The 14,568-nt window shown below is 63.4% G+C and carries 14 protein-coding genes; 10 read left to right on the top strand and 4 right to left on the bottom strand.

The genetic code is table 11. The features are described from left to right. Positions 1 to 66: 66 nt before the first annotated feature. Both AB5I84_RS07770 and gloB read right to left on the bottom strand, forming a co-directional pair. A complete protein-coding gene (locus AB5I84_RS07770) occupies positions 67 to 2,130 on the bottom strand; it encodes a BCCT family transporter (RefSeq protein ID WP_369455288.1) in 2,064 nt (687 codons plus the stop codon). Between the two features lie 134 nt (positions 2,131 to 2,264). Next, positions 2,265 to 3,041 (bottom strand): hydroxyacylglutathione hydrolase, encoded by a 777-nt coding sequence (gene gloB / locus AB5I84_RS07765; RefSeq protein ID WP_369455287.1) that lies wholly within the window; start codon positions 3,039 to 3,041, stop codon positions 2,265 to 2,267. 86 nt (positions 3,042 to 3,127) lie between these two features. On the opposite strand from gloB, the gene AB5I84_RS07760 reads away from it, so the two are divergent. From AB5I84_RS07760 to AB5I84_RS07720, 9 genes are all read left to right on the top strand, one after another. Then, the gene (locus AB5I84_RS07760) at positions 3,128 to 3,901 is read left to right on the top strand and encodes a class I SAM-dependent methyltransferase (protein ID WP_369455286.1); all 774 of its coding nucleotides are present in this window, start codon (positions 3,128 to 3,130) and stop codon (positions 3,899 to 3,901) included. Positions 3,902 to 3,918: 17 nt separating this feature from the next. Further along, positions 3,919 to 4,377 carry a ribonuclease HI gene (gene rnhA / locus AB5I84_RS07755; RefSeq protein WP_369455285.1) on the top strand — a complete coding sequence of 153 codons (459 nt, stop codon included), beginning with the start codon at positions 3,919 to 3,921 and terminating at the stop codon, positions 4,375 to 4,377. Between the two features lie 2 nt (positions 4,378 to 4,379). Next, positions 4,380 to 5,105, top strand: a complete 726-nt coding sequence (gene dnaQ / locus AB5I84_RS07750) for a DNA polymerase III subunit epsilon (protein ID WP_369456072.1) — start codon at positions 4,380 to 4,382, stop codon at positions 5,103 to 5,105. A 180-nt stretch (positions 5,106 to 5,285) separates the two neighbouring features. Next, complete coding sequence (locus AB5I84_RS07745; protein ID WP_369455284.1) at positions 5,286 to 6,974, top strand: FimL-related protein; 1,689 nt, start codon at positions 5,286 to 5,288, stop codon at positions 6,972 to 6,974. A gap of 29 nt (positions 6,975 to 7,003) precedes the next feature. Continuing rightward, positions 7,004 to 7,855: an NAD(+) diphosphatase gene (nudC, locus tag AB5I84_RS07740; protein WP_369455283.1), complete on the top strand. Its 852-nt coding sequence runs from the start codon at positions 7,004 to 7,006 to the stop codon at positions 7,853 to 7,855. An 8-nt stretch (positions 7,856 to 7,863) separates the two neighbouring features. Then, complete coding sequence (locus AB5I84_RS07735) at positions 7,864 to 8,460, top strand: hypothetical protein (RefSeq protein WP_369455282.1); 597 nt, start codon at positions 7,864 to 7,866, stop codon at positions 8,458 to 8,460. Positions 8,461 to 8,486: 26 nt separating this feature from the next. Then, positions 8,487 to 9,545, top strand: coding sequence for a protease SohB (gene sohB, locus AB5I84_RS07730; RefSeq protein ID WP_369455281.1), 1,059 nt, complete (start codon positions 8,487 to 8,489; stop codon positions 9,543 to 9,545). 35 nt (positions 9,546 to 9,580) lie between these two features. Beyond that, a complete protein-coding gene (locus tag AB5I84_RS07725; RefSeq protein WP_369455280.1) occupies positions 9,581 to 10,579 on the top strand; it encodes a YhdH/YhfP family quinone oxidoreductase in 999 nt (332 codons plus the stop codon). A gap of 6 nt (positions 10,580 to 10,585) precedes the next feature. After that, complete coding sequence (locus AB5I84_RS07720; protein ID WP_369455279.1) at positions 10,586 to 11,542, top strand: zinc transporter ZntB; 957 nt, start codon at positions 10,586 to 10,588, stop codon at positions 11,540 to 11,542. A gap of 28 nt (positions 11,543 to 11,570) precedes the next feature. Here the strand turns inward: AB5I84_RS07720 and AB5I84_RS07715 are convergent, their stop codons facing one another. Both AB5I84_RS07715 and AB5I84_RS07710 read right to left on the bottom strand, forming a co-directional pair. Next, positions 11,571 to 12,062: a DUF934 domain-containing protein gene (locus tag AB5I84_RS07715; protein WP_369455278.1), complete on the bottom strand. Its 492-nt coding sequence runs from the start codon at positions 12,060 to 12,062 to the stop codon at positions 11,571 to 11,573. Then, positions 12,046 to 13,707 carry a nitrite/sulfite reductase gene (locus tag AB5I84_RS07710; RefSeq protein ID WP_369455277.1) on the bottom strand — a complete coding sequence of 554 codons (1,662 nt, stop codon included), beginning with the start codon at positions 13,705 to 13,707 and terminating at the stop codon, positions 12,046 to 12,048. The genes AB5I84_RS07715 and AB5I84_RS07710 overlap by 17 nt, the downstream gene beginning before the upstream one ends. Positions 13,708 to 13,956: 249 nt before the next feature. Between AB5I84_RS07710 and nfuA the strand changes: the two genes are divergently transcribed. Continuing rightward, entirely contained in the window at positions 13,957 to 14,550 is a 594-nt protein-coding gene (gene nfuA, locus AB5I84_RS07705) for a Fe-S biogenesis protein NfuA (RefSeq protein WP_369455276.1), read from the top strand. Positions 14,551 to 14,568 lie beyond the last annotated feature (18 nt).

Genomic DNA, 14,568 nt, shown 5'->3' with positions numbered 1-14,568 from the left:
GCGCCAGTGGTCGCTTGGACCGAGTCAGTGGAGGGCGGGGGCACCGGACGGCGCCCCCGCAAGCGGTCAAGAGGCGGGAGTGTTGGGGTCCGGCTGGTCGCCGTTGCCGTCGGTGTATGGCGTATCCACGTTGAAGCGTTTCCACGGCAGACTGCCGGGCGATACATCAAGGAACTGCAGGTAATTCTCGAACTGGTCGAGTACGTCGCGGATCACATCCTGACCTTCGTAGCCAAACAGGTCGTAGGACTGGCCACCTCGGCGTAGGAACACCTCGGCGCGATAGTAATTGGGGTCGATGCTGTCGTCGGTGTCGTCCTGCTGCTCAGCAAAGTCCGGGCGTGGATGGGCACGCAGCCGCACTTCATAGAGGAAGTCGACCTTGTCCTCCTTCACCACCTCGATCCACGCGCGCACGCTTTCTTCATCGAACACCACTTCCGCTGGCCAGCCTTGCTCCAGTAGGCCGTAGCGCACCCGGTACAGGCTCTGCAGCACGGTGCTGGAGATGAACTGCGCCACCGGTTCGCGGGTGGGGTAATCAATCAAACGCAGCAATCGCTTCTTCCACGGCAGGTTAGCGCCAGTGTTTTTCTTGTTGTCGGTCTGCAGACTGGTCTCTTGGTGGCCCTCGATCACCATCGCACGCCACATGCCGGCAGCGGCCATCAGCATGATGATGGCGAACGGCAGAGCGGTGGCGACGGTCATGGCCTGCAGCGCTTTCAGACCGCCAGCCAATAGCAACACCGAAGCCACTACGCCAGCAGTGGCGGACCAGAAGATGCGCTGCCAAACCGGCGTCACCGGCGTGCCCCCGGAGGCCAGCGAATCCATCACCAGCGCGCCGGAGTCGGCCGAGGTCACAAAGAAGATCGAGATCAGCACCACCGCCACGAATGACACTAGCTTGGTCAGCGGTAGTTGCTCGAACAGCTTGAACAGCGCGATGGCTTCATCCTGCTGCACTTGGCTGATCAGCTCGGTGTAGCCGTCGACAATGATCAGGTGCAGGGCGGTATCACCGAACACCGAGAACCACAGGAAGGTGAAGAACGCCGGCACCAGCATTACCCCAAACACGAATTCGCGGATGGTGCGGCCACGGCTGATCTTGGCGATGAACAGCCCGACAAAGGGCGCCCAGGCGATGGTCCAGCCGAAGATGAACAGCGTCCAGTTACCGATCCAGTCGGTGCGGCTGTAGGCCTGCAGGTTAAAAGTCCGGGCGACGATGTTGTTGAGGTAGCTGCCGGTGTTCTGCAGGAAGGTTTCAAGGATGAACACCGAGGGGCCGGTGACAAACACGAAGATCATCAGCGCCAACGCCAGCACGATATTGATCATCGACAGACGCTTAATGCCTTTGTCCATGCCCGCCGCCACCGAAATCGTCGCCAACCCGCTAATGATGGCGATAGCGATGACCTGCACGCCGACACTGACTGGGATGTCTGGCCACAGGTAGTGCAGGCCGGTGTTGATCTGGATTACCGACAACCCAAGTGTGGTGGCGATGCCGAACATGGTGCCGAGCAGCGCCGCCACATCCACGACATGGCCCACCGGCCCGTGGATGCGTTCGCCGAAGATCGGGTAAAGCGCTGAGCGCATGGACAGCGGCAGGCCGTGGCGGAAGGCAAAGTACGACAGCACCAATCCGACCAACCCGTAAATGGCCCAGATGTGGAAGCCCCAGTGGAAGAACGCGATCTGCATCGCTTGCTGGGCGGAGTCCAGTGTCAGCGCCGCACCCGCCGGCGGTGAAGCGTAGTGGAGCACCGGTTCGGCGACGCCGAAGAACAACAGCGCCACCCCGTAGCCGGTGGAAAACAGCATCGCAAACCAGGCCGGGAAGCTGTATTCCGGCTCAGCGTGGTCCGGTCCGAGCTTGATATGGCCCCACTTCGACAGCGCCACGATCACAATAAACACTAGGAAAACCGCCACCGACAGCATGTAGAACCAGCCGAAGTTGGTGGTGAAGTAACTGAGCATATGGCCGAACAATTCGGCTGCCCGCTGGGGCTGGGCGATGGTGCCGATCACCAGCAGGGCGATCACGGCAATGGCGGGATAGAACACCGGCGCAAGGATAGTGCTGCGCTTGGGTGTGGCGGGTGTGGGCATGTGCTTGGCCTGCCTGGGTTGGAGGAAAATGGCATGGCAACGCCCCCCGGGCGTTGCCGCGATTGCCGTCACCTTAACCAGTCAGTGGCAGAGTTTCATGCAAAAAGGAGCTTTTTTACCTGAACGGCGGCGAGTCAGAAGCGATCTTTCCAAGCGCGCAGGGCAGCAAATGTAGCGGTGCGGTCAGCGACCGGTTGTCCGCTTTCACTGGCGACCGCCTGCTGCACGCGTGGGTCGTCAGCGCGTAGGAACGGGTTGCACAAAAGTTCGTCGGCCAGCGTCACCGGCAGCGTCGGTTGCTGGGCGGCGCGTTGGGCTTCCATCTGCTGCTGGCGGGCGGCGAGCGCGCTGTCAGTCGGTAGCACCGCGCGCGCAAAGCGCACGTTGGAGAGGCTGTATTCGTGGGCACAGCACACGCGGGTATCGGCGGGCAGCGTCGCCAACCGATCCAGTGAGGCCAGCATCTGCGCTGGGGTCCCTTCGAACAGGCGGCCGCAGCCGGAGGCAAACAGGGTGTCGCCAGGGAACAGCACGGGCTGGCCGCCGTCGGCGGTGAAGAAAGCCAGATGGGTAAGGGTGTGGCCGGGCACCGCCAGCACCGAGAACGTCACTGCTGGGGCCGCAAGCGGAATGTGGTCGCCGTCGACCACCACCGTGGACACCCACGGGATAGCGGGATGGGCGGGGCCGTAGACCGGCACCGGGTGTGCCGCCAGCAACGCCGCCAGCCCGCCAACATGGTCGCCGTGGTGGTGGGTGATCAGCACCGCGCTCAGCGTGCGCTGCTCACGGGCGAGCCAATCAAGCACGGGCTGCGCCTGACCGGGGTCCACGATCACGGTGTGGCCGGCCGCGTCGCTGTAAGCCCAGATGTAGTTATCGTCGAAAGCGGGAATCGGGTGGAGTTGCATGGCAGCAGTCCTGTCGTCGGGTCAGCCGGTGGCAGGTGTGCGGTAACCGCATTAGACTCGGGACCTTATCACGAGCGAGCGTGGCCATGGCACTTCCACGATTGATCCGATCTCCGTTTGCCAAACTCACCCCGCAGACGCCGGCCGAGTTTTCCCGCTGGCTGGCGGAGCCGTTGGGCGCGTCGATCTTGGCGCAGCAGCAGGCGGTGTTGGCGGAGGTGTTACCGCGACTGCCGGGCACCCGCGCACTGCAATGCAGTGTCGGCACGCCGCCGCCGTTGCTGTCGTCCTGCGTGATGCCGCTGACATGGACGCTGAGCGCCAGTGCGGGTGCGGATCTGCAGGCACGGCCGTCGCAGCTGCCGATTCCGCCGCAGTGTTTGGATCTGGTAGTGCTGCACCATTCGCTCGACTTCGAAGATGATCCGCACCTGTTGCTGGGGCAGGTTTCTCGTGCGTTGCAGCCGGGTGGGGCGCTGGTGGTGATTGGTTTCCAGCCGCTCAGTCTCTGGGGCCTGGCGCGGCTGCTGCGCCGGCGTCGATCCGCACCTTGGAGCGGCCGCTTCATCAGGCCGCACCGGGTCAGTGACTGGTTGCAGGTACTGGCCTGTGAAGTGGACGGCTTGGAAGGCGGCGAATATGGCCTGCCCCGGGCTCGGCAAGGGCGGCTAGCGCGACTGTGGTCGCGCATCGGTCGTCGTCTTTGGCCCCAGCATGGGGCCTTCTATGTACTGGTAGCGCGCAAACGCGCCGCCATGATGCGGCCGTTGCGCCCGCGCTTTGCCTTGCCAGAACAGGCGCCCAACGTGATTGCGGTGCCAATGGCCCGTTGGCAGCGGCGACAGCGGCCGGTGGATTGAGCATCAGGGATTCCGAGTTGAAACAAGTCACCATCTATACCGACGGCGCTTGCCGCGGTAACCCCGGCCCGGGCGGCTGGGGCGCTTGGCTGCGTGCCGGGCAACATGAAAAGGAAATGTGGGGCGGCGAGCCTGATACCACCAACAACCGCATGGAATTGATGGGGGCGATTTGTGCCCTGGAGGCGCTGCGCCAGCCGTGTGAGGTGGTGTTGTTCACTGACTCCCAGTACGTCTGCAAAGGTATGAGCGAATGGCTCAAGAACTGGAAAGCACGCCAGTGGCGCACTGCCGCCAAGGAACCGGTCAAGAATGCTGATCTGTGGCAACGTCTGGATGCGGCAGCGGCCAAACACCGGGTCGACTGGCGTTGGGTGCGTGGCCACAATGGCGACCCCGGCAACGAGCGCGCCGACCAGTTGGCCAACCGGGGTATTGATGAACTGTTGAACAAGCAGGAGCAGCAAGGCGCATGAGTGTGCGGCAGATTGTGATGGACACCGAAACCACCGGCCTCGAACCGTCCGAGGGCCACCGCATCATCGAGATCGGTTGTGTGGAGCTGGTCGGGCGCCGGGTCACCGGACGCCACTTGCACCTGTATTTGAATCCGCAGCGCGACATTGACGAGGACGCCCAGCGCGTGCACGGCATCTCGCTGGAGTTCCTCGCCGACAAGCCGCTGTTTGCTGCCGTAGCGCAGCAGTTTCTCGACTTCGTCGATGGTGCCGAGTTGATCATTCACAACGCGGCCTTTGATATCGGCTTCCTCAATCACGAGCTGAAGCTGGCCGGCATTGCGCCACTAATGGAAGCGCGCTGCGGCGTGCTCGACAGCTTGCAAATCGCACGCGCCAAGCATCCGGGCCAGAAAAACAATCTGGATGCGCTGTGCCGCCGCTACGGTATTGACCACTTCAATCGTGAATACCACGGCGCCTTGCTCGACTCGCAGATTCTCGCCGAAGTGTATCTGGTGATGACCGGCGGCCAGACCCGGCTGTCACTGGGTGGGCAGGAAAGCAGCAGCGGCGAACAGGCGGTGGAGCCAATTCGCCGGCTCGCCGCACGGGCGCCGCTACCGGTGATCAACGCCGGCGCAGAAGAACTCGCGGCCCACGAAGCAAAGCTCGATGCGATCGGCAAGAAGTTGGAGCAGGGCGCGCTGTGGCGCCGACAGCAGGATGGCGAGGCGCTGCACTGACAGCGTGTGCTGGTTAGCAAATTGCTGCGCCGTCAGTTGCTTGCCGGCAATTGTTGACGCATCGTTTCAGCTTTGAACGGCAACGCAGGGCGCCACCGGATCGGGGACCGGGGCGGCCTGCCATCAGGACAATGACCGTGGCGGGCCATGCACCCGCCAAGCGGGCTGGGGGACGCGAACATGGTAGCCATATCCAATACCACTTCCATTACGTTGGTGCGTGACGAGCTGGGCCAGACGTTAGCGGTGATCGAGGCCGCGCTGGAAGCCTTTGCCGAAGACCGTAGCCGTACCGATGACCTGGCCCGCGCCCATGAGGCCGTGGCACAGGTACACGGTATTGCCCGCATGCTGGAACTGCCGGCGGCGGTGGTACTGCTGGATGACATGCGCCAAGCGCTCCAGCGGCCACCGGCGCAGCTGACCGACGCTGACCTAGCGGCCCTCGGCCGCGCTGCGCTGTTACTGGAGCGCTACCTCGAATACGTCCAACTGACCGATCGACCGCTGCCGCCGTTGTTGGTGCCCGGCATCAATGAACTGCGCGCGGCGCTCGGCCAACCGCTGCTGGCGGAATCGTTCTTTTTTGAGCTACCCGGCACACTGCTGCGCCAGCCGGAACCAGAGCCGGCCCAGGCTGCTGTAGAAGACCTGCCGCGTCTGGCACGGCGGCTGCGGCACATGTACCAAGCCGGTTTGCTGGCGGTGCTGCGCCACCAGGGCGGCAGCGGCCTGAAACTGATGGCGCGGGCCATGGCGGGCATGGACCGGCTGTGCGGACCGGCGCCGCTAGGCAGCCTGTGGTGGTTGGCGCAGGGCGTGCTGCAAGGGCTGTCCATGGACCGCATGTTGATCACCGCCTCCCGGCGGCAGCTGCTGTCCCAATATGACCGTCAGTTGAAGGCGGTGATCTATCAGGGCGCCGAGGCACTGGCATCACCGCCGCCGCCGGCATTGGTGCAGGAAAGCTTGTATCTGCTGGCGATCGCCTCCGTTCGCAGCGGCGTGGCCGGCGAAATCGCCGCCGCCACCGCGTTGCCGATGCTGACCACGGAAGCCGAGTTGCAGCAGGAAATGACCCGCATGAGCGGTGCCAGTGCCTCGGTAACCCGTTCGGTCGCCGCCGGCCTCAAGGAAGAACTGGGTATGCTCCAGCAGCATCTGGACATGGTCAGCCAAGGCGCGTTGGACACCCGTTGCGCCGACCTCGGCGAGATGTTCGGCCGGCTGGCCGGCACGCTGGAAATGGTGACACTGACGGCGGATGCTGAGCATCTGCGTGGCCGTGCGAGCCAGTTGCAGGCTGAGTCGGAGCAGATGCTCACCCCAGAACACGCCCAGTATCCGCTGCTGATGGACGACGTGCTCTGTGTTGAAAATGCCATCGCCGCACTAGAGCGGCGCGTGGCTCCGCGTGACGACATCAACCGCGACATCCGCAACGACAAGATTTCCATGTACCAGCTCGACGACGCTCGCCGCACCGTGGTGGGCGAGTGCCGGGCCGGTCTGTCACTCACTAAGCGCAGTCTCACCACTTACCTGGAGAGCCAGGGTGATACCATGCACCTGGTCAATGTCCCGTCGGTGCTCACCGGCGTGTCTGGCGGCTTGATGTTCCTGGAGCTGCAACGTGCGCAGCAGGTGCTGGAGCGGTGCCGGGGCTACATTCAGGAACAGTTGCTGGCACCGGAGGCCACGGTACCGCCGCACAGCGCTATGGAAACCTTGGCCGATGCGGTCACCAGCGTGGACTACTATTTGGAAAGCATGGAAGAGCAGAAGCCCATCGGGGAGGCGGTGTTGGACGTGGCGGCCGCCAGCATGGCAGAACTCGGCTATGCGGTACCCAGCGCTGAACCGGCCTGATCCGCGGGCACTCGTTGGAGTGTGCGCCTGTGTTTGATGATCTCGAATTGATTCCACGCCCGTTGGACCCCAACGGGCGTCGCCTGTGGTTCCTGTTCCACCACACCAGTCTATGGGTCAGTGAAGATCCGGATCTGCCGTTGCTGCCGGAGGTCGACAGTGCCGCAGCGCTCGGGCTGGCTGACCGCCAAGAGCATTACTTGGGCCGCTTGCGTGGTCTGGAATGCTATGCGATGGCGATGGCGTCCGCCGACGAGAAGGTGCCCGGTTTTTATCCAGAGGAACTGCGGCGGCTGATCGGCGCCATGGATGAGCCCACCTTCACCATGGCCGCCCGCGCGTCCCAGGTGCTGACGTGGCACCGCGATCACCAATTCTGCGCTCGTTGCGGCCAGCGCACCGCGCACCATCCCCATGACCGCGCCATGAGCTGTGAACAATGCGGGTTGACCCAATACCCGCGCATCTCGCCCTGCATCATCACGCTGGTAACCCGCGGCGATGAGGTGTTGCTGGCACGCAACCAACGTTTCCCGGCACGCTTCTTCAGTTGCTTGGCTGGTTTCATTGAAGCCGGAGAAAGCGCAGAACAAGCGGTGCACCGTGAGGTGCACGAAGAAGTCGCGCTGCGGCTTGGCGAGTTGGAGTATTACGGTAGTCAGTCGTGGCCGTTCCCGCACTCGTTGATGCTTGGCTTCTTTGCCGAGTACCACAGTGGCGACATCCAGGTGGACGGTGAGGAAATTGCCGAAGCGTATTGGTGGCATATGGATGAGTTGCCCACCATTCCGCCGCCGGGTTCGATAGCGCGTGGTTTGATTGAAACTTGGCTGCAGCGGCGCCGCGCTTTGCGCGGCGATGGCGGGAGTGCGGACGGATGAATGGAAGCATGGCGATTTGGAGCCTGCTGGGCGCCAGTTTGGTATTGGCCTTGGCGGGTGCAGTGGTGCTGCTGCGCCATCGCTGGTTGCGCGGTTGGCTGATTGGCAGTGCCGGGCTGGCGCTGTGGGGCGCAGCTGGAGTGTTGGTGTGGGCGGTGCTGCTGCTACAGCCGCTGCCGCGCGCAGTGGACGGCCAGCCGTTGGCCACTGTCAGCATCCGCGCCGAGGGGCCGCAACAGTATCAGTTGTCGGTGGCACTTCCGAATGGGGACGTTCATGATTACGCCCTTCGCGGCGACCTGTGGCAACTCGACCTGCAATGGCTGCAATGGCGGTCGCTGCTGGCGTGGCTCGGGCCGGCCGGGTACCGGTTGCAGGAAGTCAGCGGCCGTTATCTGGTGCTGGAGCAGGACCGGGCCCAGGCCGAGGTCCACAACCCGGTTGCGAACCGGTGGCAGCCGCTGCAATGGCTGACCCATGAACAACTGCTCAGCGCCCGTTTCCTGCCGTTGGCAGATGGTGCGTTGTTTGAAGTGGTACGCGCCGGCGGCGTGTTACAGGCCAGACCCCTCAACGGTGCGGCCGAAGCCGCCTGGCGTGATTGAGCGATCGATAGGTTCTGGAGTCTTGGGTGATTGCATATCTGATTGAATACGGTGTGTTCCTGGCCAAGGTGGTGACCTTGGCGCTGGCGGTGCTGTTCGTGCTCGGTGGCCTGCTGTCGCTGTTGGCGCGCCAACGCGATGGCGGTGACGGTGGTGGCCAACTGCGGGTACGTCACCTGAACGAAGAACTGGATGAATTGCGCGATGGCATCGAGTCCGTGGTGCTGGACGATGACGAGCGCAAACGCGCTCGCAAGCAGCAGCGTAAGGACGACAAAGCCCGCGCCAAGGCCGAGAAGAAAATGCGTGGCCCGGTGGAAGAGAAACGCCGCGCACGTGTGTTTGTACTCGACTTCGATGGCGACGTGAGCGCCTCCGAGGCACATCCTATCTCCAAAGAAATCAGCGCCTTGCTGCAAGTAGCCGACAAACAGGATGAAGTGGTGCTGCGACTAGAAAGCCCCGGTGGCTTAGTGCACGAATACGGCTTCGCCTCGTCGCAGTTGAAGCGCATTCGCCAGCAGGGACTGAAGCTGACCATCTGCGTGGACCGGGTGGCGGCATCCGGGGGTTACATGATGGCGTGCCTCGGTGACCGAGTGCTGGCCGCACCGTTCGCGGTGCTGGGTTCGATCGGCGTGGTAGCGCAGATTCCCAACTTCCATCGGTTGTTGAAGAAGAATGACGTCGACGTGGAGTTGATGACTGCCGGCGACTACAAGCGCACCCTGACCATGCTCGGTGAGAACACCGACAGTGATCGCGAGAAATTCCAGCAGGAGCTGGACCAGACCCATCAGCTGTTCAAGGACTTCGTGCGCGAAAACCGCCGTGGCTTGGACATTGATCGCGTCGCCACTGGCGAGCATTGGTACGGCATCCAGGCCCGCGAATTGGGATTGGTGGATGAGATCACCACCAGCGACGATTACCTGCTGCTGCGCTGCCGTGACGCCGAGGTCTACGAGCTGCGTTGGCAGAGCAAACCGCGCTTGGCCGAACGGCTGGGGCTGGCCATGGAGGCCTCGCTGATGCGCGTCTCCGAACGGCTGCTACACCGCGGCCTGCAACGCTGGCGCCACTGAGCTGCGGCGCTCATCCCTGACCAGGAGGATCACCCATGGCGGATCACCTTTTTCGTGCCCTACAGACCTGCGAGCAGGATGGCCGTTACCGCACCAACCTAGTGCAGCGCAACGTCAATGAGCTGCCGGAGCACGATGTGCTGGTGGATGTGCATTGGTCGTCGCTGAACTACAAAGACGCGCTGTCGGCGTCCGGCAACAAAGGCGTTACCCGCCATTACCCCCACACGCCCGGCATTGATGCCGCCGGGGTGGTGCTGTCGGACCGCAGCGGTCGTCTGGCACCGGGCACCGAGGTCATCATCACCGGCTATGACCTCGGCATGGGCACCGCAGGCGGCTACGGCGAGCGTATTGCCGTGCCGGGCCAATGGGTGCTGCCGTGTCCAGCCGGGTTGGCGCTGCAGGACACCATGGTGCTGGGTACCGCCGGTCTCACCGCCGGTTTGTGCGTGCGCGCCTTGCTGCAGGCCGGGCTGACCCCGGAGCAGGGCGACGTACTGGTCACCGGCGCCAGTGGTGGCGTTGGCAGCATTGCCGTGGCGTTGCTGGCCCAGCTTGGCTTCCGCGTGGTGGCGATGACTGGCAAGACGCTGGCCCACGATTGGCTGCGCAGCTTGGGAGCTGCCGAGTGTCTCGACCGCAGCGAACTGGAAGCGGGGCAGGATAAACCGATGTTAGCGCCGCGCTGGGCGGGTGCGGTGGACGTAGTCGGCGGCCAAGTATTGGCGCAGGTGATCAAGACCACCCGCTACGGCGGCGCCATCGCCTGCTGCGGGCTGACCGGCGGCGCCGAGCTGCCGCTGACGGTGTTCCCATTCATCCTGCGTAATGTGCGGCTGCTGGGGGTCGACAGTGTTGAACAGCCGTTGGCCGAGAAGGCAGCGATTTGGGATCTGTTTGGTGGCCCTTGGAAGCTGGAAGCACTGCCGGCGATCTGCAGCGGCATTTATTCGCTCGACGAGTTGCCGGAACAGTTCGACGACATCCTCGCCGGCCGCATCCGGGGCCGGGTGTTGGTGAAAGTAGGCTGAGCTGCCATGGACGGCGTGCTGTTCGCACTCTGTTTCCGTGACGGTGCCTGGCACGGTTTGCCGCCGTCGGCACTGGCCGACTGGACTCCTCAACAGGGCCCGCTCTGGGTCCATTGTCACTATGCACACCCGCGGCTGCCGAGCTGGCTCGGGCGCGCCGGGGTGCCGCTGTGGGCGGCACGGGCGCTGACTCAGGCCGACACTCGGCCGCGGGTGGCGCCCGCTGAAGGTGGCCTGCTGGCGTTCTTCCGGGGTGCCAACCTTAATCCGGGCGCGGCCCCGGAAGACATGATCTCGCTGCGTGCCTGGCTCACCGCTGATTGCTTGATCAGTTGCCAGCGGCGGCCGCTGCGGGCGGTAGACGACGTGGCCGAGCGGCTGCGTGACGGTGCCAACACCGTGGCCACGCCAGCCGCGGTGCTGGTAGCGCTGGTGGACACCTTGGTGTGGAACCTGGAGCAGGTGGTAGACCAGTTGGAGGCCGAGGTGGCGGCTTACGATGAGCGAGTGCAGAGCGAACAGCGCCGCTCGTTGCTGGATGACATCTCGCGGGTGCGCCGACGGGTAATGACCATGCGCCGCTTCCTTACGCCGCAGCGGGATGCGCTGTTGAAGCTGGCAGAGGCGCCGCAATTGGCAGACGTTGAGCGCGGTGTGGTGCGCGAGGCGCTGGATCGGTTGCAGCGATTGCTGGAAGATCTGGACATGGTGCGTGAGCAATGCGTGATCGCCCAAGAAGACCTCAGCAACCGTTTGGCGGCGGCCCTGAACCAGCGCATGTACCTGCTGGGCTTGGTGTCCAGTGTGTTCCTGCCGCTGAGTTTCCTCACTGGTTTGCTGGGGGTGAATCTGGGGGGCATTCCGGGCGCGGAGTCGCCATGGGGATTTGTGGCGTTCAGCCTGATGCTGCTGGGCGTGGGCGCGGCGATCGCGGTATTGCTGCGGCGCTGGCGTTGGTTGTGAAACGGCCCCGTTGCCGGGGCCGTAAGGGTCAGCGGCGGTAGATCGGCCGCGGGTCCTGGGTATCACCTTGGTAGGTCACCGAGAAATCCTTCAGGCCCTTGAGGGCATCCTCCAGATTGCGGTCTTCACGCACCGCGAACGCATTGAAGCCGACCCGCGACAGGTAAAACAGTTGATCGCGCAGTACGTCACCGATGGCGCGCAGCTCGCCGTGGTAGCCGAAGCGGGTGCGCAGCTCACGGGCATAGCTGTAGCCGCGCCCGTCACGGAATACCGGGAAGTCGATGGCAATCAGCGGCAGTCGGTCGAGATCCTCGACCAGCGCTTCCGGCTCCTCGCCGGGGGCCAGCCAAACGGCGACCTCGCCGCGCGCCAGCAATGCCTCGCGCTGGGCCAGCCAGACCGGCAGCGGCACCAAAATCGGGCCGTCCGCCGGCAGACCGTCGGCTTCGATTTGTTCGGTGGTCAGCCGCAGCCAGCGGTCGTCGACGATTTCGCCGTTTTTAATGATGGCTGCCATAGGCGCGCTCCTTGAACGGTTCGATGCCTACGCGCTCGTAGGTATCAATGAATCCTTCACCCGGGTGGCGCTGCTCGACGTAGAGATCCACCAGTCGTGCGATCACGTCCACCACTTCGTCCGCCTCGAACGAGGGGCCGAGTTTCTCGCCAATCACGCAGTGGCTGTCACCGCGCCCACCGAGGGTGATTTGGTAGTACTCGCGGCCTTTTTTGTCGACCCCGAGAATGCCAATGTGGCCGATATGGTGGTGACCACAGGCGTTCATGCAGCCGGAAATATTCAAATCCAGCGGACCAAGATCGTGCAGATAGTCGAGGTCTTCGAAGCGGCGCTGCAGTGCTTCTGCCACCGGGATCGACTTGGCGTTGGCCAGTGAGCAGAAATCCCCGCCAGGACAGGCAACGATGTCGGTCAGCAAACGGAAGTTGGGGGTGGCGAAGCCGAGCGCTTCCAGCTCTTGCCACAGCGCCGGCAGCTGATCTTGGCGTACGTCCGCCAACACCATGTTCTGCTGGTGCGTGGTGCGGGCCTCGCCGAAGCTGTAACGATCGGCCAGGTCAGCCACCGCATCGAGCTCGGTGTCGGTAATGTCGCCCGGCGCGCGGCCGGTTTTTTTCAGCGTCAGCGTTACCGCCGCATAGCCGGGCTGACCGTGGGCGCTGACGTTGGTGCGGTACCAGCGGCGGAGCGCGGCATCGGCGTCCAACGCTGCGGTAAGCGCGGCAGGCTGATCAGTGGCATCTGCGGCGTAGGGCGGCCGGCTGAAGTAACCGCGCATGCGGCTGACTTCCTCTGCGGTCAGCGTCATCGGCCCGCCTTGCAGGTGGGCAAATTCTTTTTCAGTGAGCGCCCGGAACGCGTCGACACCCAAGGCTTTCACCAAGATCTTGATGCGCGCCTTGTATTTGTTGTCGCGGTTACCGTACTTGTTGTAGACCCGCAGGATGGCTTCCAGATAGGCCAGCAGGTCCGGCCATGCGACGAACTCACCGATCACCTCGCCGACCATCGGCGTGCGACCCAAGCCACCACCGGCCAGCACCTGGAAGCCGGTTTCGCCATCGCGGTGCACGATTTGCACACCGATATCGTGGACGCCTACCAGCGCCAGATCCTGATCCGGCACGGCGTTCACGGCGATCTTGAACTTGCGCGGCAGGTACGCGAATTCCGGATTGAAGGTGGCCCACTGGCGGATGATCTCGCACCACGGGCGTGGATCTTCCAGCTCGTCACCGGCCACGCCGGCGAACTCGTCGGTGGTGACGTTGCGGATACAGTTGCCGCTGGTTTGAATGGCGTGCATGTCTACCGTGGCCAGGAACGCCAGGATGTCCGGCACGTCTTCCAGCGCCGGCCAGTTGAACTGCACGTTCTGGCGGGTGCTGACGTGGGCGTAGCCCTTATCCCAGGTGCGGGCGATGTGGCCCAGCGCACGCAGCTGGCGGCTGCCGAGCATGCCGTAGGGCACCGCCACGCGCAGCATCGGCGCATAGCGTTGGATGTAGAGGCCGTTTTGCAGCCGCAGCGGCAGGAACTCCTCATCGCTGAGTTGTCCGGCAAGGTAGCGCTCGGTCTGGTCGCGGAACTGGGCCACCCGCTCGGCCAGCAGTTGGCGGTCATAGTCCTGGTACAAATACATGGTTCTGCGCGTCGCCTGTAACGAGTGCGTGGGCCCTGCGCAAAACCACACAAAGCGCAGGGTCGGGGCGCCGCACAATAGCAAATCTGCTCATGCCGTAGAAGTCAGTCATCGCTATATTGATATTCGAATAATGAATATGGGTTGCTGCCGCCGCAGCGGTCGTCAAACGTAGGGAAGGGCGTATGCGGGTGGCGTTGGTCGGCATGGTTGACTAAAATGGTCGGAAATTTCCTGCCCGAGTACCCCATGACCCAACCTGTGATCACTGTGACCGAATCGGCCCAGGCCTACTTGCGTGACCTGCTTGAAAAGCAAAGCTCACCGGGCATCGCTGTGCGCATTTTCGTTGAGCGTCCCGGTACCCCCCATGCTGAGTGCTGCATGGCCTATTGCCCGGAAGGTGAGCAAGAAGCAGACGACGTGCGTCTGGAATTCGAAGGCTTCCACGCCTTCATTGAAGCTGCCAGTGTGCGCTATCTGGAAGATGCCTCCATTGACTTCAAGAAAGACAGCATGGGCGGTCAGCTGACCTTCCGTGCGCCGAAGTCGCGAGTACCGGATCTGCACGAAGATGCCAGCCTCGAAGAGCGTATCAACTACATTTTGTACACCGAGATCAACCCGAATCTGGCCTCGCACGGTGGCAACGTGCAGCTGCTGGAACTGACCGAGGACAACGTGGCGGTGCTGGAATTCGGCGGTGGCTGCCAGGGCTGCTCGGCAGTGGACATGACGCTCAAGAGCGGCGTGGAGCGCACTCTCAAAGAGCGTCTCCCGGAACTGACCGCGGTACGCGACAAGACCGATCACTCGGTCACCGACAACGCGTATTATCGCTGACAGCAAAAAGGGCGCCTA

The organism is Alcanivorax sp. REN37 (genome assembly GCF_041102775.1).
Classification (GTDB): domain Bacteria; phylum Pseudomonadota; class Gammaproteobacteria; order Pseudomonadales; family Alcanivoracaceae; genus Isoalcanivorax; species Isoalcanivorax beigongshangi.
The sequence above is the reverse complement of the archived record's forward strand: the minus strand, read 5'-3'. Positions and strand labels throughout refer to the sequence as shown.